The following is a 21,131-nucleotide window of genomic DNA, read 5'->3' as shown; positions in this document are numbered from 1 at the left end:
GGAGTCGTTGATGACCGTTTCGTTTGCCGCCAAGGCGTTTGTGCTGTTGCTGTTTCTGGGCAGCACGCTCTATGTGCATTTGCGCGGCAAGGCGCGTTTGCCGGTATTGCGCCAGTTCGTCAACCACTCCGCACTGTTCGCTCCGTACAACGCGTTGATGTACCTGTTTTCCGCAGTGCCATCCAGACCGTATCTGGATCGCAGCAAGTTTCCGGAGCTGGATGTACTGCGCGACAACTGGGAAACCATTCGCGACGAAGCCATGCACTTGTTCGACGAAGGCTACATTCGCGCCGCCGAGAAGAACAACGATGCCGGTTTCGGTTCGTTCTTCAAGAAGGGCTGGAAGCGTTTTTATCTGAAGTGGTACGACAAACCGCTGCCATCGGCCGAAGCTCTTTGCCCGAAAACCGTGGCGCTGGTCAGTGCCATACCCAACGTCAAGGGCGCGATGTTCGCGCTGCTGCCGGGCGGCAGTCACCTCAATCCGCACCGTGACCCGTTCGCCGGCTCCCTGCGTTATCACCTCGGCCTGTCGACACCCAACTCCGACGATTGCCGGATCTTCGTCGACGGCCAGATTTACGCCTGGCGCGACGGCGATGATGTGATGTTCGACGAGACCTATGTGCACTGGGTCAAGAATGAAACTGATCAGACTCGCGTCATTCTGTTCTGCGATGTCGAGCGTCCGCTGAGCAACCGCGTGATGACCCGCATCAATCGCTTCATTAGTGGCTGGCTCGGCCGCGCCACCGCGCCGCAGAATCTCGACGACGAACGCGTTGGCGGCATCAACCAGGCTTATGCCTGGAGCAAGAACTTCAGCGACCGTTTCAGCGGCGTGGTCAAGCAGTGGAAGCGCCGGCATCCCAAGGCCTACCGCGTAATGCGCCCGGTGCTGGCGGTGCTGGTGCTGACCTTGCTGGGGTATTGGTTGTTTGGTTGAGGCTGGCTCAGAAATAAAAAACCGCTCCTCAGGAGCGGTTTTTTCACAATCGGCCAGCGGCCAGCACCGAGGGCTCATCTTCGATACCGGTGATCAGCAGTTGCAACAGACGCCGTTGATTAGCGGTCAATTCATGATCAGCCAGTCTTTTGGTTTTCAGCGATCTGACCAATGCTTCGGGAGGTCTATGCTTCGCTTTTTTCATGTTGCCTCCCGGTTTGATCAGTAATTGATTGGCTTTCACAGTACTGGATTCTCCAAGGTTTTGACAAGGCGGCCTTCGATGTCGTAGCTGAAACCCAGCTTCTGATAAACGGGTATCGCACCGTCCAGCGGCTCTTGTATTTCGATAACATCGCAGCCAACGAAGTGCGCGTATTGCTCAATTACCATGATCGCTAGTAGTCCTATCCGATTTTTCAAAGGATGTGTTCCGCCAGGGCGCCCTTCCAATCTCACAACTCGTAATCTGCGTCGACTATTGTTCGGGTTTGCAAAACACAGGCCGCAGAGCTGCCCGTCGAACCAGATAGAGATGTCCAATGCGCGTGGTTCACGTGATTTCCAGGCGATGACTTCATGCCAGAAAAAGCAGGGTTCTTCCCATGTTTCAAAAGCATTCAGCGCATGCCTGTTTATCGGTTCGAACCGAATCAGAGATAAATCCATAATCGAAGCGTCGGCCGCCTTAAGTTGGCCCTGTAAGCCGGCAATCTGCGAAGCGGCCCGCTTCCTCGCCTCTGACCGATAAACCTGATACCGCAAATACGTCCGTTCCCTTGGCATATGATCTCTTGCATTCCATGTCTCCTGACAATCCATTGCCGCCGCCAATCACCCTAATCATCCCGCCCCAAGCTGTCGCTACCGGCCCTTTGCCCAAGTCATTGCAATCTGTGTCCCGAGCTGGTTATAGTCAGCCCGCCCGAGCCGCTGTGCTCGCGCTTTCATTTCTCCAATAAAGATCAGCATCCATGCCTGCATCCCTCATCAACGCGGTAGTCGATTCAGCGGTCAACGCTGGCGTCGTGCCGTGCGGGAATCAGCAGCCTGTGCAGATCAGTCATTACCCTCCACCTGTCAGTAGCACGCCGGTGTGCGCAGTCGTATCGCCGCCGGGCGTTGGCGTTCGGGGCTGATCGGCAGTTTCTGCTGCCCCCGCGCCCGCCGGAAAAACCTACTGAATTTCAGCTTCGGCTGAGTTGGCTTCTTGCCTGACTACAGGTGGTATTCATGTTTGTCCTTTCGAAACAATCCGCGCTCGCGGCGACGTCCACGAGCCTGTTCGTTCTGCTGTGGAGCAGCGGGGCGATTTTCTCCAAGTGGGGCCTCGCCCATGCTTCGCCCTTTGCCTTTCTGCTGATTCGCTTCGCCATCGCCCTGTGCGGGCTGGTCTTGCTGGCGCCGCTGCTCAAACTCAAGGTGCCCAAGGGTGGCAAGCCGATGCTGTTTGCGATCGCCACGGGACTGGTGTTGCTCGGGGCCTATCAGATCTTTTATCTGCTGGCGCTGGACTGCAAAGTCACGCCGGGGGTAATGGCGACGATCATGGGCGTTCAGCCGATCCTCACCGTGGTGCTGATGGAACGGCAGCGTTCGGCGAGCCGCCTGTTCGGCCTGACGCTGGGCCTGGCCGGGCTGATCATGGTGGTTTATCAAGGGATCGGTCTGGCTGGAATGTCCTGGGCCGGCATGCTGTTTGGTTTGCTGGCGCTGGCGAGCATGACGCTCGGCTCGATCATGCAAAAACGCATCACCGATAATCCGCTCGGTACGCTGCCAGTGCAGTACCTGGCCGGCCTGTTGCTGTGCGCGGTGTTCGTACCGTTCCAGCCGTTTCACTTCGAGCACAGCGCAGGCTTTATTGTCCCGGTGTTATGGATGGGCCTGGTGGTGTCGGTGCTGGCGACGCTGTTGCTGTATCGACTGATCGCGCGGGGCAATCTGGTGAATGTCACCAGCCTGTTCTATCTGGTGCCGGCGGTGACGGCAGTGATGGATTACCTGATTTTCGGTAATCGTCTGGCGGCGTTGAGTGTGCTGGGGATGCTGCTGATCATTGTTGGATTGGTATTTGTGTTCCGTAAAACCGGATAGCCGATAGGCAGGTGGCGCTTGTTGCGCCGCCTTTCGCGAGCAGGCTCGCTCTCACATTGAAATGGGTACTCTAGTGGGAGCGAGCCTGCTCGCGAATATCTGCGGCAGAAAATCTAACGGACTGACGCGTTTGCAGGCTTCACCACCGCCGGCTTCAACACCAGCCACAACGCCGCCGCAATCAGCACCCCGCCATAAATGTGCGCCATCGACAACGGCTCATCCAGCAACAACGCCCCCCACAACACGCCGAACGGCGGGATCATGAAGGTCACGGTCATCGATTTTACCGGGCCGATCGAGCTGAGCAGGCGGAAATAGATGATGTAGGCAAACGCCGTGCAACCCAGGCCCAGGCCGAGCAGCGACAGCCAGACCTGCCAGCCGCCCCAGCTGACCGGCGGCGCGGTGATGGTGCTGTAGGCGAACAGCGGCAGCAAAAACAACGTCGCCCCGAGCATGCTGCCCAGTGCCGACAAACGGCTGTCCAGCCCACCGGCCTGATCCAGCCAGCGCCGCGCGAGGAAACCGGCAAAGCCATAACAAGTGGTCGCCAGCAGGCACGCGACCGCGCCCATCAGCAGTTGCAGATCGAAGGCTACGGGACCGGCACGCGTCAGCACACCGACGCCGAACAGACCGAGGAACACGCCGCTGAGCTTGGCCGCCGTGAGCTTTTCGCTGAAGAACAAACCGCCAATCAACACGCCCATCAGCGGTGTCGTGGCGTTGAAGATCGCCGAATAGCCGGCCGGCAATACTTGCGCCGCCACCGAATACAGCGTCGCCGGAATCCCCGAGTTGATTACGCCCAGCAGCATCACGGTTTTCAGCTTGCCCTTGAAGTCCCAGCTGATGCGCATCAGCCCAAGGATCACCAGCAGCCCGGCGGCCGCGATCGACACGCGAAAGAACCCGGTCGGGATCGTGCCGATCACCGGGGCAATGATGCGCATGAACAGAAAACTCGCGCCCCAGATAGCGGCCAGCGACAACATACGGAAAATATCGACAGGGCTCACGGCGGGCTCCTTGCTTGATCGGGACGAGAGTGTTGCCGAGCGTCCGGAGCATGGCAACCGCTATTCGGGCTTTTAATTCTGCCTTGGGATTTACCTGCGCGAGAAACCCCGTCTACGGTCAACCCCGTATCGGTTTTGGCAGAAATTGCGCTTTTCCTGCGAACGTTTCCGTGACTAAGCTCAGACCAACCGAATTCCCGCCGAGGTTTCATTTATGTCGCAGCAATGGCCAGCCACCGAGATCGCCCGGATGATCCTCGCCGGCTTCGACGATTACCGCGAGCATTTCCGCCGCATCACCGACGGTGCGCGCGAGCGCTTCGAACAGGCGCGCTGGCAAGAAGCACAGGCCGCCTCGGCGGCGCGGATCAGTCTTTATGAGGAAAAGGTCGGCGAAACCGTCGCTCGCCTGCGCGAGTATTTCGACGAAGAAACCCTGATGAACGTCAGCTGCTGGCCGCTGGTGAAAAGCGCCTACATCAGTGTGATTGACCTGCGCTTCGACGATGAGCTGTCCGAAACCTGGTACAACTCGATTTTTTGCGGGCTGTTCAGCCACGACCTGATCAGCGACGGCTGCATGTTCATCCACACCACGCGCCCGAGCCTGCGCCGGGCCCGCGCTGCGCAAACCCGTACGTACAAGCCGCAGGGCCAGCTGTCCGGGATGCTCGCCAGCATCTTCGCCGACTACCGCTTCAGCGAAGATTACGCCGATCTGCCTGGCGATCTGCTGCGGCTCGAAGCACAACTGCGCGAGAACCTGCCGGACTGGGTGTGCAAGGACCCGGAGCTGAGCGTCGAGCTATTTTCCTCGGTGCTCTACCGCAACAAGGGCGCGTATCTGGTCGGACGCATCTACACCCGCGACGAGCAATGGCCGTTGGTGATTCCGCTGTTGCACCGCGAAGGTCGGGGCATTCAGATCGATGCGTTGATCACCGACGAAGCCGATGTGTCGATCATCTTCTCGTTTACCCGCTCGTATTTCATGGTCGATGTACCGGTGCCGGCGGAGTTCATCGGTTTTCTGCGACGCATTCTGCCGGGCAAGCACATCGCCGAGTTGTACACCTCGATCGGCTTCTACAAGCACGGCAAGTCGGAGTTCTACCGCGCGCTGATCAATCACCTGGCCAACACTGACGATCAGTTCATCATGGCCCCGGGCGTACGCGGCATGGTCATGAGCGTGTTCACCCTGCCGGGATTCAATACTGTGTTCAAAATCATCAAGGACCGCTTTTCGCCGTCGAAAAACGTCGACCGGGCCACGGTGATCGAAAAGTATCGTCTGGTGAAAAGCGTCGATCGGGTCGGGCGTATGGCCGATACTCAGGAGTTTGCTGATTTTCGCTTTCCGCTGAGCAAGTTCGATCCGGCGTGCCTCGAAGAACTGCTTGAGGTGGCGCCGTCGACGGTTTCGGTCGAAGGCGAAACCGTGCTGATCCGCCACTGCTGGACCGAGCGCCGGATGACCCCGCTCAATCTGTATCTGGAAAATGCCAACGACGCGCAAGTACGTGAAGCGCTGGAAGATTACGGTCTGGCGATCAAGCAACTGGCGGCGGCGAATATCTTTCCCGGCGACATGCTGCTGAAAAACTTCGGCGTCACCCGTCACGGGCGCGTGGTGTTTTACGACTACGACGAAATCTGCTTCCTGACCGAAGCCAACTTCCGCCACATCCCGCAACCGCGCACGCCGGAGGATGAAATGGCCTCTGAGCCGTGGTACTCGATCGGCCCGCTTGACGTGTTTCCCGAAGAGTTTCCGCCGTTCCTGTTTGCCGATTCGGGCCAGCGGAAATTGTTCGATCAATTGCACGGCGAGTTGTACAACGCCGATTACTGGAAGGGCTTGCAGGAGGCGATTCGGGCGGGGAAGGTCATCGACGTCTTCCCATACCGGCGCAAGGGCCTCGACAACGAATAACAAGACGCAGCTGCAAGCGGCAAGCTTCAAGCTGCAAGTTGAAAGCCGCAGTGACTTGCGGCTGGTAGCTTGGCGCTTGCAGCTGCTTTTCTGCGACAATCCGCCCCCTGCATAAATAGACGACCGAATTGCCTACCCGATGACCGACGAATCGCCCTCCATCGACAAATTGCTGAAAAACCTCGATCACGCCATGCTCGCCGACCGTCACCGGCTGCGGCGGCAGTTGCTTGAGCTGCGCAAGAAACCCGACGAGGCCAAACTGGCCCAGTGGGTGGCGCGGATGCAGGCGTCCTGTGATCAGGTACTGGCGCGTCGCGCGAGCCTGCCGGTGATTCGTTACGACGACAGTTTGCCGATCGCGGCCAAGCGCGACGAGATCAAAAAGGCCCTGGAGCAACATCAGGTGCTGATCATCGCCGGCGAAACCGGTTCGGGCAAAACCACCCAGTTGCCGAAGATCTGCCTGGAAATCGGGCGCGGCCAGCACGGTCTGATCGGCCATACCCAGCCGCGTCGGATCGCCGCGCGTAGTGTCGCCAGCCGTGTCGCCGAAGAACTCGGCACGCCGCTTGGAGCGCTGGTCGGCTATCAGGTGCGGTTTGAAGATCAAAGCGATTCCAACACCCTGATCAAACTGATGACCGACGGCATTCTGCTGGCGGAAACCCAGAACGATCGCTACCTCGAGCGCTACGACACGATCATCGTCGACGAAGCCCACGAACGCAGCCTCAACATCGATTTCCTCCTCGGCTACCTGAAAACCCTGCTGCCACGCCGTCCCGACCTCAAGGTCATCATCACGTCGGCGACCATCGATCTGGAGCGCTTCTCCAAGCACTTCGATGACGCGCCGATCGTCGAAGTGTCGGGTCGTACTTTTCCTGTGGAAACCTGGTACCGGCCGCTGACCCTGGAGCAGGACGAAGAGGGCAACCGGGTCGAGGACGACCTGACCGTCGATCAGGCGATTCTCGCCACCCTCGACGAAATCGCCGCCTACGAGCGCAGCGAACGACGCAGCCCCGGCGATGTGCTGGTGTTCCTGCCCGGCGAGCGCGAGATTCGCGACGCCGCCGACATGTTGCGCAAGGCCCAGCTCAAACACACCGAAATCTTGCCGCTGTACGCGCGCCTGTCGCCGGCTGAACAGCAGCGGATTTTCCAGTCGCATCCGGGCCGCCGCGTGGTGCTGGCGACCAACGTCGCCGAGACCTCGCTGACCGTGCCGGGCATTCGCTATGTGATTGACAGCGGCACCGCGCGCATCAGTCGTTACAGCTACCGCGCCAAGGTCCAGCGCTTGCCGATCGAAGCGATTTCCCAGGCCAGCGCCAATCAGCGTAAAGGTCGTTGCGGCCGGGTCGAGCCGGGTATCTGCGTGCGTTTGTACAGCGAAGAGGACTTCCTTGGGCGCCCGGAATTTACCGATCCGGAAATTCTGCGCACCAACCTCGCCGCCGTGATCCTGCAGATGCTGCATCTGCGCCTCGGCGAAATCACCGCGTTCCCGTTTATCGAGCCGCCGGACGGCAAGGCAATCAGCGACGGTTTCAACTTGCTGCAAGAACTGTCGGCGGTGGATCGCAACAGTCAGCTGACGCCGCTCGGTCGCCAGTTGGCGCGCTTGCCGGTCGACCCGCGCATGGGCCGCATGCTCTTGGAAGCGGCCAAACTTGGCAGTCTGCAGGAAGTGCTGATCGTCGCCAGCGCCATGTCAATTCAGGACCCGCGCGAGCGTCCACCGGAGCGTCAGCAAGCGGCGGATCAGGCCCATGCGCAATGGAAGGATCCGGATTCGGATTTCGCCGGCCTGGTCAATCTGTGGCGTGGTTTTGAAGAACAGCGCCAGGCGCTGACCGCCAATCCGCTGCGCAATTGGTGCCGGAAGAACTTCCTCAATTACCTGCGCTTGCGCGAATGGCGTGATTCTCATCGCCAGTTGAGCCTGATCTGTCGCGACATGCAGTTGAGCCTGAACAAAGAGCCGGCGGATTATCCGAAGCTGCACAAAGCGGTGCTGGTCGGCTTGCTCAGCCAGATTGGCCAGAAAACCGAAGACGGCGATTACCTCGGCGCGCGGCAGCGGCGCTTCTGGATTCATCCGTCGTCGGGCATCGGCAAGAAGCGCCCGCAGTGGCTGATGACCGCTGAGCTGGTGGAAACCACCAAGCTTTACGCGCGGATGGTCGCCAAGATCGACGCCGACTGGATCGAACCGCTGGCCGGGCACCTGATCAAGAAAAACCATTTCGAGCCGCACTGGGAAAAGAAGCGCGGCCAGGTCGTCGCCTACGAGCAGATCACCCTGTTCGGCCTGATCGTCGTCGGTCGTCGTCCGGTGCATTACGGCCCGGTCGATCCGGTGGTATCCCGTGAGCTGTTTATCCGCGAAGGTCTGGTGCGCGGCGAGATTCAGTCGCGGGCCAAATGCCTGAGCGCCAATCAGAAACTGCTCGAGCAGCTCGACGAACTCGAGGCCAAGGCTCGCCGTCGCGACATTCTCGCCGACGAAGAAACCCTCTACGCCTTCTACGATGCACGTCTGCCGGCGGAGATCCACCAGACCGCGACCTTCGACAGTTGGTACAAGGTCAACAGCCAGAAAGATCCGCAACTGCTGATCATGCGCGAAGAAGACGTGTTGGCCCGCGAGGCCAGCGAAGTCACTGCCCGCGATTACCCGGACACCCTGCACATCGGCGATCTGGAACTGGCGCTGACTTACCACTTCGAACCCAATCACCCGCGCGACGGCGTGACCTTGCGCGTGCCGGCGCCGTTGCTGCCGATGTTGCCGCCGGAGCGTCTGGAATGGCTGGTGCCGGGCCTGATCGAGGCCAAATGCATTGCTCTGGTGCGCAACCTGCCGAAAGCCCTGCGAAAGAACTTCGTGCCAGTGCCGGACTTCATCAAGGCCGCGTTGCAGCGCATGAATTTCGCCAAAGGTTCGCTGCCGCAAGCGCTCGGTCGCGAGCTGCTGCGCATGACTGGCGCGCGGGTCAGCGATGAGGCATGGGCAGAAGCCGCGCAGCAGGTTGAGAGCCATCTGCGCATGAACCTGGAAATCGTCGACGGCGAGGGCAAGTTCCTCGGTGAAGGCCGCGATCTGGCTGAGTTGACTGCACGTTTCGCCGAAGCCAGCCAGGCCGCGCTGGCGGTGCCGCAGAGTGCGAAAAGTCAGCAACCGGTCGAGGCAAAAGTCTTTGCCCCGGTGGCGGAAAAGACCCAGCAGAAGATCGCCGGGCTGTCGATGACCGTGTACCCGGCGCTGGTGGAAGAGGGCGGCACGGTCAAGGAGGGACGCTTCTCCACCCCCGCCGAGGCCGAGTTCCAGCACCGTCGCGCCTTGCAGCGCTTGCTCATGCAGCAACTGGCCGAGCCGGCGAAATTCCTCCGGGGCAAGTTGCCCGGGCAGACTGAACTGGGTCTGCTGTATCGCGAACTGGGCCGGGTCGATGCGCTGGTCGAAGACATTCTGCTGGCCAGCCTCGACAGCTGCATTCTCGAAGGCGAAGACCCGTTGCCCCGTGATGGCGCCGGGTTGGCGGCATTGGCCGAGCGCAAACGCGGCGACTGGACCGAGCACGCCGAGCGGGTTGCGCGGCTGACGCTGGAAATCCTCAAGATCTGGCACGGTCTGCAAAAACGCTTCAAGGGCAAGATCGATTTGGCCCAAGCAGTAGCGTTGAACGACATCAAGCAGCAGATCGGCAATCTGGTCTATCCGGGTTTCGCCCGCGAGACGCCGATGCAGTGGCTCAAAGAGTTGCCGCGTTACCTGAAAGCGGTCGAGCAGCGTTTCGAGAAACTCGGCGCACAGGTGCAGAAGGATCGGGTCTGGAGCGGCGAACTCGCTGGCCTGTGGGCGCAATACCAGGCCCGCGCGGCCAAGCATGCGCAGGAAGGCAAGCGTGATCCGCAGCTGGAGTTGTACCGCTGGTGGCTGGAGGAATACCGCGTGTCGCTGTTCGCGCAACAATTGGGCACCAAAGTGCCGATCTCCGACAAGCGCCTGAACAAACAGTGGAGCCAGGTCGAGCCCTGACCTGCAGCCATACACAATCCCCCTGAGGAAGCGGTCTTTGTGGCGAGGGGATTTATCCCCGTTGGGTGGCGAAGCCGCCCCAAAACCTACGACCTCGGTTCATCAGCTATACCGAGCGTGGTGGGTTGGCGACTGCTTCGCAGTCGAACGGGGATAAATCCCCTCGCCACAGAGTTGAGTTCATATGGTGGATGGCAGTTGTGCATGAGAACGGCGCCAAAATTCTGGGTTTATGGCAAACTTCGCCACCATAACCCGCCGTTTCGCGACCCAGAGCCTTCGCCGTGTCGCGCTGCGGAATAAAACGATGCCAGGTTTGCGTCCCCCGGATGGGAATAGACCCTTTGCGTGTTGGGACGACGGTTCCAGCACTTTCTGCCTGAACAGATTAGAGAAACGACCATGCATAACGTCGTCATCAGCGGCACCGGCCTGTACACACCGGCCAACAGCATCTCCAACGAAGAGCTGGTGCAGTCTTTCAATACCTACGTCGCCCAGTTCAACGCCGATAACGCCGAGGCGATTGCCAGCGGTGAAGTCCAGGCCCTGACCGAATCCAGCGCCGCGTTCATCGAAAAGGCCTCGGGCATCAAGAGCCGCTTTGTCATGGACAAGGACGGCATCCTCGATCCGCAACGCATGGCCCCGCGCCTGCCCGAGCGTTCCAACGATGAATGGTCGGTGCTCTGCCAGATGGCCGTTGGCGCTGCCGAACAAGCCCTGCAACGAGCCGGCAAAACCGCCGCCGACATCGACGGCGTGATCGTCGCCTGCTCCAACCTGCAACGCGCTTACCCGGCCATCGCCATCGAAGTCCAGGAAGCGCTGGGCATTGAAGGTTTCGGTTTCGACATGAACGTGGCGTGTTCTTCCGCCACATTCGGCATCCAGGCCGCCGCCAACAGCGTGCAACTGGGCCAGGCGCGGGCGATCCTGATGGTCAACCCGGAGGTCTGCACCGGGCACCTGAACTTCCGTGATCGCGACAGCCACTTCATCTTCGGCGATGCCGCGACTGCGGTGATCATCGAGCGCGCGGATCTGGCGACCTCCCCGTACCAGTTCGACGTGGTCAGCACCAAACTGCTGACCAAGTTCTCCAACAACATCCGCAATAACTTCGGCTTCCTCAACCGTGCGGCGGAAGAGGGCATCGGTGCCCGCGACAAGCTGTTCGTGCAGGAAGGCCGCAAGGTGTTCAAGGATGTCTGCCCGATGGTCGCCGAGCTGATTGGCGAGCACCTGGAAGAGAACCAGCTCAACGTCGGCGACGTGAAGCGTTTCTGGCTGCACCAGGCCAACCTGAGCATGAACCACCTGATCGTGCGCAAGCTGCTCGGCCGCGAAGCTACCGAAGAAGAAGCCCCGGTGATTCTCGACAGCTACGCCAACACCAGCTCGGCCGGTTCGGTCATTGCCTTCCACAAATACCAGGATGATCTGGCCTCGGGTTCGCTGGCGGTGCTCAGTTCGTTTGGTGCCGGTTATTCGATCGGTAGCGTGTTGCTGCGCAAGCGCTGAAACAGGTTAATTTCCCCTTAATCGCGTCGATCTTTCCTACATTCGAAGCGGCTGAAACGCTGTAATTTTTCGGACGTCGCGGCAGGTGCACACCTGCCGCGTTCATTTTCGAAGTCCGGACAAGGGGATTGATGGATGGCGGCTGACGACACCCAACTGCTCACGCGCCTGCTGGCGGGGGAGCAAAAGGCTTTCAAGGAACTGGTCACCACGTATCAGAGCGCCATGCGCGCTGTGGCTTACGCGATTGTCGGCCAGCGTCATGTCGAGGAAGTGGTGCAGGATGCCTGGCTGTCGGTGGTGCGTCATCTGGCCAGCTTCGAAGGCCGTTCCAGCCTCAAGACCTGGTTGCTGACCATCACCGCCAATTCGGCGAAGAATCGCTACAAGCTCAATCGCCGGGAAGTCCTGCTCGATGACCTGCCATCGCCCCACGGCACCATCGGTGACGATCGATTTTCCTCAAGCGACGGCCATTGGCTGGTCGCGCCGTTTGCCTGGCATCAGGACACCCCAGAAGCGCTGCTCACCGAAAACGAACTGCGCGAATGCCTCGAACACACGTTGCTGAGTCTGTCCGAGTTGCAGAGCAGTGTCCTGTTGTTGCGCGAACGCCAGGGCCTGGAGCTGGAAGAGATCTGTAATCTTCTGGAGATCTCGCTCTCCAATGTCCGCGTGCTGCTGCACCGGGCACGCTTGAAGGTCTTCGCGACCGTGGAACATTTTGAGGAGACAGGAGAATGTTGACCTGCAAGGAGCAAGTGGCACGATCCAGCGATTATCTCGATGGCCAACTGAGCTTTCGCGAGACGCTGATGGTGCGTCATCACCTGTTGTTCTGCCCCAATTGCCGGCGCTTCATGCGGCAGATGCGCGTGATGCAGGCAACCCTGAAGGCGCTGCCGGAAAAACCGGACGAGAACGTCGATGCCTTGGCTGAACGCCTGGCCGAGCAACGACGAAAAGACAACCCCCTGTAGGAGCTGTCGAGTGAAACGAGGCTGCGATCTTTTGATCTTGTTTTCAGGATCAAGATCAAAAGATCGCAGCCTTCAGCAGCTCCTACAGGGTTTTTTGCATCCTGCAGAGATAACTCGGTGCGGGTGAAACGAACGGATGATGGGGATCGCCCCGCCCGCACCGGAGTGGGGCAGCTTCAAGCTTCAAGCTGCAAGCAAAGGTATTCACACGCAGCTCTTGGCTTGTAGCTTGTAGCTTGCAGCTTGCAGCTTGCAGCTTGTAGCTGTTTTCTTAGAACTTCGCTTCAGCATCCAGCTGCAGGGTGTTGGCATCTGCATCGCGCTGGCTGCGGCTGGCGAAGTCGGCCTTGGTCAGGAAGTACGTGGCGCCGACGGCGAAGTTCTTGTCGATGTCGTAACCGACTTTGAACTTGTGCCCGCGCGAACCGGTGGTGCCGTTGGCAAAGTCGGAGTCGGTGAAGGCGCCGACCACGGCGTTGCGCTGCACGTCGCGATAGTTGTAGTCGAGGTTGAAGCCGAAGACTTTCGACTTGGCGCCGAGCAACCATGCGGTGTCCTGATCGGTCACGGCATCGTTGTTCTTCACGTACTGGCCGTAGAACGACAGTGGCATTGGCAGGCCGCCGATGTCGATCTGGCTGAACCCTTCATACAGACGGAATTCGTTGTCGGCCGAGTTGCCGTTGACTGCCAGCGCGCACGGCGTCGAGGTGCCGGTGCAGCGGCTGTCATCGTCATTCTGGTAAGCGTAAACGCTGCCGCCGACGGTCATCTTCAGGTTATCAGTGATGTTGAAGCGGCTGCCCAACTGGCCAGCGGTCAGGCGCAGGTCGTGGCGGAATTGCACGCCGTCGCCGTCAACGTTGTCCTTGAGGTTGTAGTTACCCAGGCTGCCGAACAGTTCGGCGCTGCCGCCCAGTGGGTATTTGTAGGTAACGGCCAGACCTTCCGGGTTGATGTCGCTGTCCCAGATCACGTCGCCCATGCTTACCCATGGTTGCAGCATCTTGCCGCCGATCACGTGCAGGTTCTTGATCTGATCCGGGTGATAGTCGATGTAGCCGAGGTCGAGCCAGATCTGCTTCTTGTCGAAGTAGTTGTCCTGATCCTGGTTGGTCGAGCGCGCGTCGTCACCGCCGCCGGTGGCGATACGGATACCGGTGTCGACTTGCGGGTTGATCTCGGTATAGGCGCCCAGACGCGCACGGATGCGCTGGCGGTCCTTGTCGCGGCCGCCGTTGTTCGGCTCGCCGTCGATCTTGATGGTTTCCTGACGGATACGGACGTCGCCCTTGAACTGGGTCTTGGCCGCCCAGGCCAGTTTCTGATCGAACAGGCTCTGTTCGTTGGTCTTCTTCGCGACCGCCGCCACTTGTTCGTTGGTTTCCTGCTGCGCCTGTTGGGCGATTTGCTGAGCCTTCTGATCCTTGGCCAGTTCTGTTTGCAGCTCGATGTACTGCGCCTGGGAAATCGACCCGTTGGCCTTGAGCATGTCGAGCAGTTTGGCGTCGACTGCAGCACTGGCCGGAACGCTCATGGCCAGCAACAAGCCGCCGCACAGGGCCGCTGCAGTTTTCGTGGAAGCAAGACGCATAGCAATCTCCGAAGATGAAGGGGATGGCTGAACCATCCTGGGCACAACCGGCCTGAAGGCCGGAAAACTGTGTCCGGGTTAGAACCCGGCGCTCTAAAAACAGGCGCCAGTATCGCGATGGTTTATGACAGAGCGGTGGCACAGTGATGGCAGGTTGATGACGATGCGGATCAGGCGTGAACTATCGAGTTAGAGCGCTGTCGGCCGATTGAGCGTGTGCAACGGGGTCGCGATCAGCGATACTCGCCGGGCTTTGTCGCCAAGCTGTGGAGTGCCAGTGAATGCCGTTGCAACGCCTGCAAGACCTGTCAGAAATCGCCCCGGCAAGCTGGGATGCGCTGGTGCCGGACAACCAGCCGTTCCTGCGTCACGCCTTCCTCAGCGCGCTGGAAGACAGCGGCAGTGTCGGCCCGCATACAGGCTGGCAGCCGGAGCATTTGCTGCACATCGAAGATGATCGACTGATCGCCGCGCTGCCCTGTTATCGCAAGTGGCATTCCTACGGCGAGTACGTCTTCGATCACGGCTGGGCCGACGCCTGCGCGCGTGCCGGCATCGATTACTACCCCAAACTGTTGACCGCCGTGCCCTTCAGCCCGGTCAGCGGCCCGCGCTTGCTGGCGGCGAAAGTGGAGGACGGTTTCGAACTGCTGAAAAGCCTGCCCGACTATTTGCAGATCGAAGAGCTGTCCAGCGCGCACATCAATTTCACTGATCCGTTTACCGATGCGGCGATGGCCGAGCAACCGGGCTGGCTGCAGCGCATCGGCTGTCAATATCACTGGCAGAACCGTGAGTACCGCGACTTTCAGGACTTCCTCGACGCCCTCAGCTCTCGCAAGCGCAAGCAGATGCGCAAGGAACGCGAGCAGGTGGCGGGGCAGGGCTTTGAGTTCGAGTGGTTGGAGGGGCGTGAGCTGGGCGAGGCGCAGTGGGATTTCGTGTACGCCTGCTATGCCAACACCTACGCGGTGCGGCGTCAGGCGCCATATCTGACGCGCGAGTTCTTCAGTCTGCTGGCTGAACGCATGCCCGAAGCGATTCGCGTGGTCCTGGCCAAACAGGGCTCACGGCCGGTGGCGATGGCGTTCAGCCTGGTCGGTGGCGACAGTTTCTACGGGCGTTATTGGGGCTGCCTGGCCGAGTTTGATCGGCTGCATTTCGAGACGTGTTTCTACCAGGGCATGGATTACGCGATTGCCCAAGGCATCCAGCGTTTCGATGCCGGGGCACAGGGCGAGCATAAGTTGATTCGCGGCTTCGAACCGGTGATCACCCATTCCTGGCATTACCTGCGCCATCCGGGGCTGAAAGCGGCGGTGAAGGATTTCCTCCAGCAGGAGCGCGCCGGGGTTCTGGCCTATGCCGAAGAGGCCCGGACAGCGTTGCCCTATCGCCAAACCTAGTTCCAGATCCCCTGTGGGAGCGAGCCTGCTCGCGAAAGCGTCGGGTCAGTTGACGAATTTGTCGCTGATCCATCGCATTCGCGAGCAGGCTCGCTCCCACAGTTTTTTCACCGCACCGCCAGGCATCAATCGATACCGACAAAGCCTCCGGTCTGGTGCGCCCACAACCGTGCATACAAACTACGATGGGCGAGCAGTTCGGCGTGGGTGCCGCTCTCGGCGATCTTGCCGTTTTCCAGCACCACGAGGCGATCCATGCGCGCGATGGTCGAGAGACGGTGGGCGATGGCGATCACGGTTTTGCCCTGCATCAAGGTCTCGAGGCTTTCCTGAATCGCCGCTTCGACTTCCGAATCCAGTGCCGAGGTGGCTTCGTCCATGATCAGGATCGGCGCGTCCTTGAGCAGCACCCGCGCAATCGCGATGCGCTGGCGCTGACCGCCCGACAATTTCACCCCGCGCTCGCCGACATGCGCATCGAAACCGCTGCGGCCTTCAGCGTCGGACAGCAGTGGAATGAACTCATCGGCGCGAGCCTTGTGCACCGCCTCCCACAGTTCGGCGTCGGTGGCGTCGGGTTTGCCGTAGAGCAAGTTGTCACGGATCGAACGGTGCAGCAGCGAGGTGTCCTGCGTGATCATGCCGATCCGCGCGCGCAGGCTTTCCTGGCCGACTTCGGCAATGTTCTGCCCATCGATCAGGATGCGCCCGCCCTCGACGTCGTACAGGCGCAGCAACAGGTTGACCAGGGTCGATTTGCCGGCGCCGGACGGGCCGATCAAGCCGATTTTCTCCCCTGGTTTTATCGTCAGATTGAGGTCGCCGATGATGCCTCTCTTCTTGCCGTAGTGAAAATCCACGTGCTCGAAACGCACTTCGCCCGAGGCCACGGCCAGCGGTTTGGCCTGCTCGCGGTCGGTGACGCTGACCGGTTGCGAGATGGTGCGCAGACCGTCCTGGACCATGCCGATGTTTTCGAAAATGCCGGTGACCACCCACATGATCCAGCCGGACATGTTGACGATACGAATCACCAGGCCGGTGGCCAGGGCAATCGCGCCGACGGTGATCAGCGACTGCGTCCACAGCCACAATGCCAGCGCGGTGGTGCCGACAATCAGCAGGCCGTTCATGGTAGTAATCGCCACGTCCATGCTGGTCACCACGCGACCGGCCATTTGCGCTTTGACGGTCTGTTCTTCGATGGCTTCCTTGGCGTAGTGCTGTTCGAAGTTGGTGTGGGCAAACAATTTCAGCGTGGCGATGTTGGTGTAGCCATCGACGATGCGCCCCATCAATTTCGAGCGCGCGTCAGAGGCTTCCACCGAACGCTCTTTCACGCGCGGCACGAAGTAATACAGCGCGCCGATGTAGGCGACGATCCAGGTCAGCAAAGGGATCATCAGGCGCCAGTCGGCCTCGGCGAACAGCACCAGCGAGCTGATCGCATAGATCACCACGTGCCACAGCGCGTCCACCGCTTGCACGGCAGAATCGCGCAGCGAGTTGCCGGTCTGCATGATGCGCTGGGCGATGCGCCCGGCGAAGTCGTTCTGGAAGAAATTCAGGCTCTGCTTGAGCACGTAGCTGTGGTTCTGCCAGCGGATCATGCTGGTCATGCCGGGGCTCAGGGTCTGGTGCACCAGCAAGTCGTGCAGGCCGAAGAAAATCGGTCGCAACACCAGGGCGACCACCAGCATCCAGGTCAATTCGAGGGCGTGGTCGCTGAAGAAATTCGGGTTGGGCGTGCCTTGGGCCAGATCGATGATGCGGCTCAGGTAACTGAACAGCGCCACTTCGATCAACGCGGCGAACAGGCCAACCACGAGCAGGGCGGCGAAGCTCGGCCAGACCTGCTTCAGGTAATAGGTATAGAAGGGCCAGACGCGGTCCGGCGGGGACGCCGTCGGGGCGTCGCGGAAGATATCGATCAGTTGTTCGAAACGGCGATAGAGCATCAGATAACCGCCCGGAGCACGGGCTCTCCTTTTATCGGTGTGAGCGGCGCGGGATCAGGCCAGCGCCGCTCGATACGCCCTGTACAGCTTAGTCGATGACTTTGGCCGACTTGATGAATACAGGGTCGGCAGGTACGTCTTTCATGCCGCTTTTGATGGTGGTCGGCGAGTTGACGATGATGTCGACAACGTCCATGCCTTTGACCACTTTGCCGAATACTGCGTAGCCGTCGCCCTGGTCGAGAAAGTCGTTGTCCTTGACGTTGATGAAGAACTGGCTGGTCGCCGAATCAGGTACAGAGGTGCGGGCCATGGACAGTGTGCCACGGACGTTATGCAGGCCGTTTTTGGACTCGTTCTTGATCGGGGCCTTGGTTTCCTTTTGCTGCATCTGTTGAGTGAAACCGCCGCCCTGGACCATAAAGCCCGGGATCACACGGTGGAAAATCGTGTTGTTGTAGAAGCCGCTGTTCACGTAATCCAGAAAGTTCTTGGTGCTGATCGGCGCCTTGACCGGATCCAGTTCGATTTCGATCTGGCCGTTGGTGGTGTCCAGCAGAACGTGCGGTGCCTTGGCCGGCGTGGCAGCCATCAGGTTGGCAGCAAACAGCACGGTACCAGCGGCGAGGGCGAGTTTTTTCAGCATGGGTCAGTGATCCTGAGAGTGAAGGTCGGCTGTGGCGAGAAAATCCAGCAGCGTGTGATTGAAGCGTTCGGGTTGATCGAGCGGGGTGGCATGGCGCGAGTCGTCAATGACCACCAACCGCGCATCCGGCAGCAGTTTTACATAGGTTTCCTTTAACGCCACCGGTGTGTAGTCACGGTCGGCGCTGATGACGAGCGTTGGACAGGACACCCGGGAAAGTCGTTCCTGAACGCCCCAGCCCACGATCGCATCGAAGCTGGCGAGATAAGCACGTTTGTCGTTTTTTGCCCAGCGTTCGGCCATTTTCCGTCGCAGATCGGCCTGTTCCGGCTTGGGGAAAAGTTTGCTGCCGAGGGCTTTGCCGATGGTTTCCAGGCTGAGCAGGCGCATCAGGCTCCAGCGTTTGAACCACTGCCAATAATCATCGCGGCTGCGCAATTTGACCTGTGGCGCGCTGTTGACGATGGTCAGGCTCTTGAGCGCTTGCGGCTGATCGACAGCCAGTTGAAAGCCGATCATTCCGCCCATCGACAGCCCGACATAGTGCACCGGGCCGAGGCGCAGGTGTTCGATCAAGGCCAGCAGATCCGCGCTGAACCCGGCGATGCTGTAGCGCTCGCGGGGTTTGTCCGAGCGCCCGTGGCCGCGTATGTCCGGGACGATCACCCGGTAGTGCGCGGCCAGGGCCGGGATCTGCATTTCCCAGTCCAGGGTGCTCGAGCCGAGCCCGTGAACCAGCAGCAACGGCGCACCGTGGCCATATTCCTCGTAGTGCAGGTTGCAACCTTCGTGCTCGAAATACGCCATCGGTGAACTCCGTGTCAGGCTTGTTCAGGTGCGGCAAACGGTGCGTCCAGCGGCAAGGTGTCGAAGGTGCGCAACAATTCAATAAGGATTTGCGTGGCCGGGCCCAGGGGTTTGTCCTTGTTCGAATACAGATAGAAACTCGAATTGCGGCTGCCGCCTCGGTCCAACGGTAGCAGCTTGAGCGAACCATCCTTGAGTTCGCGGTCGATCATGTGCCGCGGTAGCCAGGCAAAGCCCAGGCCGCTGCTGACAAAGGTCGCGGCGGTGGCGAGGCTGCCGACGGTCCAGCGCTGTTCGGCGCCGAGCCAGCCGACATCGCGCGGCTGCTGGCGGCCGGAGTCGCGGATCACCACTTGCATCTGAGTTTCCAGATCCTGAAAGCTCAGCTCGCGGTTGAGCCGATGCAGCGGATGATCAGGGTGGGCGACGGCAACGAACTCGACATCACTCAATTCCGCGCCCAGGTAGCCGGGAATGCTCAGGCCGGTGATTGCCAGGTCCGCCACGCCTTCGAGCAGCACTTCCTCGACGCCCGACAACACTTCCTCGCGCAGACGCACGCGGCAGCCGCGACTCTGCGGCATGAACGCGGTCAGGGCGCGGACGATCCGCGCGCTCGGGTAGGCCGCATCGACCACCAGCCGCACTTCCGCTTCCCAGCCTTGCTCCATGTGATGGGCGAGGTCTTCGAGTTGGCTGGCCTGTTTGACCAATTGCCGCGAACGGCGCAGCAATACGCCGCCGGCCTCGGTGAGCACGGCTTTGCGCCCGTCGATGCGCAGCAACGGCACACCGAGCTGATCCTGCATGCGGGCGACGGTGTAGCTCACCGACGATTGCGAACGGTGCAGGGCCTCGGCGGCCTGGGCGAATCCGCCGTGGTCGACCACGGCCTGCAACGTGCGCCATTGATCAAGGGTCACGCGGGGCGCTTTCATCAATAGCTCCTCTTGTCCTAAGCTGGCCGTCCCTCATGGAGACTGCCGAATGAAAAAATTCTGTTGTGTGGTGCTGGCGCTACTGCCGTTGACCGCGTTTGCCTATCCGATCGACGTGCAAAAGGATCTCAACGGCATGAAGATCGACTACGAGACTTACGACACGGACAACGACATCGGCTCGATCCGCGTGGCCAACTACGGTGATGTCGACGCGACCTGCCGTGCGGTGTTCAGCAACGGCCCGGAAGCACCACGCACGCGCAGCATCGATGTCCCGGCCGGCAAGCATAAAAACGCCACGGCCAAGTTCACCCGCGAGATCATCAAGCTGCGCATCAAACTGACCTGCACCCCCAAGTGAGCGGTATTCCCCTGTGGGAGCGAGCTTGCTCGCTAAGACGGAGTGTCATCCAGAGATGATGTGACTGACATTCCGCTTTCGCGAGCAGGCTCGCTCCCACAGGGGATATGGGTCTAGCTTATAAACGAATTTATCGATGGGTTACAGCGGATATTTGCGCTTTTTCATCGATTCAGCTCTGTTTAACCTTCACTCCATCGACTTACAACATATTCGGATGGAGGCTACACACCATGTCCCGCGTTCTGATCATCGAAAGCAGTGCCCGCCAGCAAGACTCGGTTTCCCGTCAACTGACCCAGACCTTCATCGCTCAGTGGAAAGCCGCGCACCCTGCCGATCAGATCACCGTGCGTGACCTCGCCGCGAACCCGGTGCCGCATCTGGACGCCAATTTGCTGGGTGGCTGGATGAAACCCGCCGAGCAGCGCAACGACAGCGAACAGGCGTCGCTGGACCGCTCCAACCAATTGACTGATGAGCTGCTCGCCGCCGACGTGCTGGTGATGGCGGCACCGATGTACAACTTTGCCATCCCCAGCACGCTCAAGGCCTGGCTGGATCATGTGCTGCGTGCCGGGGTGACCTTCAAGTACACCGAAACCGGTCCGCAAGGTCTGCTCGGCGGCAAGCGCGCCTTTGTCCTGACCGCTCGCGGTGGTGTGTATGCCGGTGGCCCGGCGGATCATCAGGAACCGTACTTGCGTCAGGTGATGGGTTTCATCGGAATCAACGACGTGACTTTTATCCATGCTGAGGGCATGAACCTGGGCGGTGACTTCCAGGAGAAGGGCCTGAATCAGGCCAACGCCAAATTGTCTCAGGTCGCTTGATCGGTTAATCGCCAGATAATCGCCGA

Annotated in this window: 18 protein-coding genes; 10 read left to right on the top strand and 8 right to left on the bottom strand. The window is 60.1% G+C overall.

The genetic code is table 11. The annotated features are described in order from the left end of the window. The first annotated feature begins 10 nt into the window (after positions 1–10). Positions 11–949, top strand: a complete 939-nt coding sequence (locus AB4N47_RS16180; RefSeq protein ID WP_186568375.1) for an aspartyl/asparaginyl beta-hydroxylase domain-containing protein — start codon at positions 11–13, stop codon at positions 947–949. Positions 950–992: 43 nt separating this feature from the next. Here AB4N47_RS16180 and AB4N47_RS16175 read toward each other — a convergent pair whose 3' ends face one another. Next, complete coding sequence (locus AB4N47_RS16175) at positions 993–1,193, bottom strand: hypothetical protein (protein ID WP_076566462.1); 201 nt, start codon at positions 1,191–1,193, stop codon at positions 993–995. After that, positions 1,190–1,735 carry a hypothetical protein gene (locus tag AB4N47_RS16170; RefSeq protein ID WP_341638739.1) on the bottom strand — a complete coding sequence of 182 codons (546 nt, stop codon included), beginning with the start codon at positions 1,733–1,735 and terminating at the stop codon, positions 1,190–1,192. The genes AB4N47_RS16175 and AB4N47_RS16170 overlap by 4 nt, the downstream gene beginning before the upstream one ends. Before the next feature lie 447 nt (positions 1,736–2,182). On the opposite strand from AB4N47_RS16170, the gene AB4N47_RS16165 reads away from it, so the two are divergent. Further along, the gene (locus AB4N47_RS16165) at positions 2,183–3,046 is read left to right on the top strand and encodes a DMT family transporter (protein WP_341638740.1); all 864 of its coding nucleotides are present in this window, start codon (positions 2,183–2,185) and stop codon (positions 3,044–3,046) included. A gap of 113 nt (positions 3,047–3,159) precedes the next feature. Here AB4N47_RS16165 and AB4N47_RS16160 read toward each other — a convergent pair whose 3' ends face one another. Further along, a complete protein-coding gene (locus AB4N47_RS16160; RefSeq protein WP_122505875.1) occupies positions 3,160–4,068 on the bottom strand; it encodes a DMT family transporter in 909 nt (302 codons plus the stop codon). A 214-nt stretch (positions 4,069–4,282) separates the two neighbouring features. Here AB4N47_RS16160 and aceK point away from each other — a divergent pair, with 214 nt between their 5' ends. The 5 genes from aceK to AB4N47_RS16135 all read left to right on the top strand — a co-directional run bounded on the left by aceK (position 4,283) and on the right by AB4N47_RS16135 (position 12,559). Continuing rightward, positions 4,283–6,004 (top strand): bifunctional isocitrate dehydrogenase kinase/phosphatase, encoded by a 1,722-nt coding sequence (gene aceK / locus AB4N47_RS16155; protein WP_110645018.1) that lies wholly within the window; start codon positions 4,283–4,285, stop codon positions 6,002–6,004. Positions 6,005–6,143: 139 nt separating this feature from the next. Further along, positions 6,144–10,055, top strand: a complete 3,912-nt coding sequence (gene hrpA, locus AB4N47_RS16150; RefSeq protein ID WP_460154278.1) for an ATP-dependent RNA helicase HrpA — start codon at positions 6,144–6,146, stop codon at positions 10,053–10,055. A gap of 402 nt (positions 10,056–10,457) precedes the next feature. Continuing rightward, entirely contained in the window at positions 10,458–11,579 is a 1,122-nt protein-coding gene (locus tag AB4N47_RS16145; protein WP_016771207.1) for a beta-ketoacyl-ACP synthase III, read from the top strand. Positions 11,580–11,714: 135 nt separating this feature from the next. Further along, on the top strand, positions 11,715–12,326 hold the full coding sequence (locus AB4N47_RS16140; protein WP_217864112.1) for an RNA polymerase sigma factor: 612 nt from the start codon (positions 11,715–11,717) through the stop codon (positions 12,324–12,326). After that, a complete protein-coding gene (locus AB4N47_RS16135; protein WP_341638742.1) occupies positions 12,320–12,559 on the top strand; it encodes an anti-sigma factor family protein in 240 nt (79 codons plus the stop codon). Before AB4N47_RS16140 ends, AB4N47_RS16135 begins: the two co-directional genes overlap by 7 nt. A 271-nt stretch (positions 12,560–12,830) precedes the next feature. Here the strand turns inward: AB4N47_RS16135 and AB4N47_RS16130 are convergent, their stop codons facing one another. Beyond that, positions 12,831–14,153 (bottom strand): putative porin, encoded by a 1,323-nt coding sequence (locus AB4N47_RS16130; RefSeq protein ID WP_016771204.1) that lies wholly within the window; start codon positions 14,151–14,153, stop codon positions 12,831–12,833. Positions 14,154–14,434: 281 nt separating this feature from the next. Here AB4N47_RS16130 and AB4N47_RS16125 point away from each other — a divergent pair, with 281 nt between their 5' ends. Next, a complete protein-coding gene (locus AB4N47_RS16125) occupies positions 14,435–15,559 on the top strand; it encodes a GNAT family N-acetyltransferase (protein ID WP_130926732.1) in 1,125 nt (374 codons plus the stop codon). Between the two features lie 125 nt (positions 15,560–15,684). On the opposite strand, the gene AB4N47_RS16120 is transcribed toward AB4N47_RS16125, so the two are convergent. The 4 genes from AB4N47_RS16120 to AB4N47_RS16105 all read right to left on the bottom strand — a co-directional run bounded on the left by AB4N47_RS16120 (position 15,685) and on the right by AB4N47_RS16105 (position 19,908). Further along, positions 15,685–17,517 (bottom strand): ABC transporter ATP-binding protein, encoded by a 1,833-nt coding sequence (locus AB4N47_RS16120; protein WP_341638743.1) that lies wholly within the window; start codon positions 17,515–17,517, stop codon positions 15,685–15,687. Positions 17,518–17,605: 88 nt separating this feature from the next. Beyond that, positions 17,606–18,163, bottom strand: a complete 558-nt coding sequence (locus AB4N47_RS16115) for a peptidylprolyl isomerase (RefSeq protein WP_341638744.1) — start codon at positions 18,161–18,163, stop codon at positions 17,606–17,608. Positions 18,164–18,166: 3 nt separating this feature from the next. Beyond that, positions 18,167–18,970 (bottom strand): alpha/beta fold hydrolase, encoded by an 804-nt coding sequence (locus AB4N47_RS16110; protein WP_125917798.1) that lies wholly within the window; start codon positions 18,968–18,970, stop codon positions 18,167–18,169. A 14-nt stretch (positions 18,971–18,984) separates the two neighbouring features. Then, entirely contained in the window at positions 18,985–19,908 is a 924-nt protein-coding gene (locus AB4N47_RS16105; RefSeq protein WP_016771199.1) for a LysR family transcriptional regulator, read from the bottom strand. A gap of 49 nt (positions 19,909–19,957) precedes the next feature. On the opposite strand from AB4N47_RS16105, the gene AB4N47_RS16100 reads away from it, so the two are divergent. Continuing rightward, positions 19,958–20,272 carry a hypothetical protein gene (locus AB4N47_RS16100; protein ID WP_016771198.1) on the top strand — a complete coding sequence of 105 codons (315 nt, stop codon included), beginning with the start codon at positions 19,958–19,960 and terminating at the stop codon, positions 20,270–20,272. Between the two features lie 233 nt (positions 20,273–20,505). After that, positions 20,506–21,105: an FMN-dependent NADH-azoreductase gene (locus AB4N47_RS16095; protein ID WP_130929391.1), complete on the top strand. Its 600-nt coding sequence runs from the start codon at positions 20,506–20,508 to the stop codon at positions 21,103–21,105. Positions 21,106–21,131: the final 26 nt, after the last annotated feature.

The sequence above is a fragment of the Pseudomonas sp. S3_G06 genome (genome assembly GCF_054667565.1).
The sequence above is the reverse complement of the archived record's forward strand: the minus strand, read 5'-3'. Positions and strand labels throughout refer to the sequence as shown.

What these genes read in the sequence shown, in the direction of transcription:
- AB4N47_RS16180 (WP_186568375.1), top strand. Translation starts at nt 11, where the DNA reads ATGACCGTTTCGTTTGCCGCCAAGGCGTTTGTGCTGTTGCTGTTTCTG.
- AB4N47_RS16170 (WP_341638739.1), bottom strand. Translation starts at nt 1,735, where the DNA reads ATGCCAAGGGAACGGACGTATTTGCGGTATCAGGTTTATCGGTCAGAG.
- AB4N47_RS16165 (WP_341638740.1), top strand. Translation starts at nt 2,183, where the DNA reads ATGTTTGTCCTTTCGAAACAATCCGCGCTCGCGGCGACGTCCACGAGC.
- aceK (WP_110645018.1), top strand. Translation starts at nt 4,283, where the DNA reads ATGTCGCAGCAATGGCCAGCCACCGAGATCGCCCGGATGATCCTCGCC.
- hrpA (WP_460154278.1), top strand. Translation starts at nt 6,144, where the DNA reads ATGACCGACGAATCGCCCTCCATCGACAAATTGCTGAAAAACCTCGAT.
- AB4N47_RS16145 (WP_016771207.1), top strand. Translation starts at nt 10,458, where the DNA reads ATGCATAACGTCGTCATCAGCGGCACCGGCCTGTACACACCGGCCAAC.
- AB4N47_RS16140 (WP_217864112.1), top strand. Translation starts at nt 11,715, where the DNA reads ATGGCGGCTGACGACACCCAACTGCTCACGCGCCTGCTGGCGGGGGAG.
- AB4N47_RS16135 (WP_341638742.1), top strand. Translation starts at nt 12,320, where the DNA reads ATGTTGACCTGCAAGGAGCAAGTGGCACGATCCAGCGATTATCTCGAT.
- AB4N47_RS16130 (WP_016771204.1), bottom strand. Translation starts at nt 14,153, where the DNA reads ATGCGTCTTGCTTCCACGAAAACTGCAGCGGCCCTGTGCGGCGGCTTG.
- AB4N47_RS16125 (WP_130926732.1), top strand. Translation starts at nt 14,435, where the DNA reads ATGCCGTTGCAACGCCTGCAAGACCTGTCAGAAATCGCCCCGGCAAGC.
- AB4N47_RS16120 (WP_341638743.1), bottom strand. Translation starts at nt 17,517, where the DNA reads ATGCTCTATCGCCGTTTCGAACAACTGATCGATATCTTCCGCGACGCC.
- AB4N47_RS16115 (WP_341638744.1), bottom strand. Translation starts at nt 18,163, where the DNA reads ATGCTGAAAAAACTCGCCCTCGCCGCTGGTACCGTGCTGTTTGCTGCC.
- AB4N47_RS16110 (WP_125917798.1), bottom strand. Translation starts at nt 18,970, where the DNA reads ATGGCGTATTTCGAGCACGAAGGTTGCAACCTGCACTACGAGGAATAT.
- AB4N47_RS16105 (WP_016771199.1), bottom strand. Translation starts at nt 19,908, where the DNA reads ATGAAAGCGCCCCGCGTGACCCTTGATCAATGGCGCACGTTGCAGGCC.
- AB4N47_RS16100 (WP_016771198.1), top strand. Translation starts at nt 19,958, where the DNA reads ATGAAAAAATTCTGTTGTGTGGTGCTGGCGCTACTGCCGTTGACCGCG.
- AB4N47_RS16095 (WP_130929391.1), top strand. Translation starts at nt 20,506, where the DNA reads ATGTCCCGCGTTCTGATCATCGAAAGCAGTGCCCGCCAGCAAGACTCG.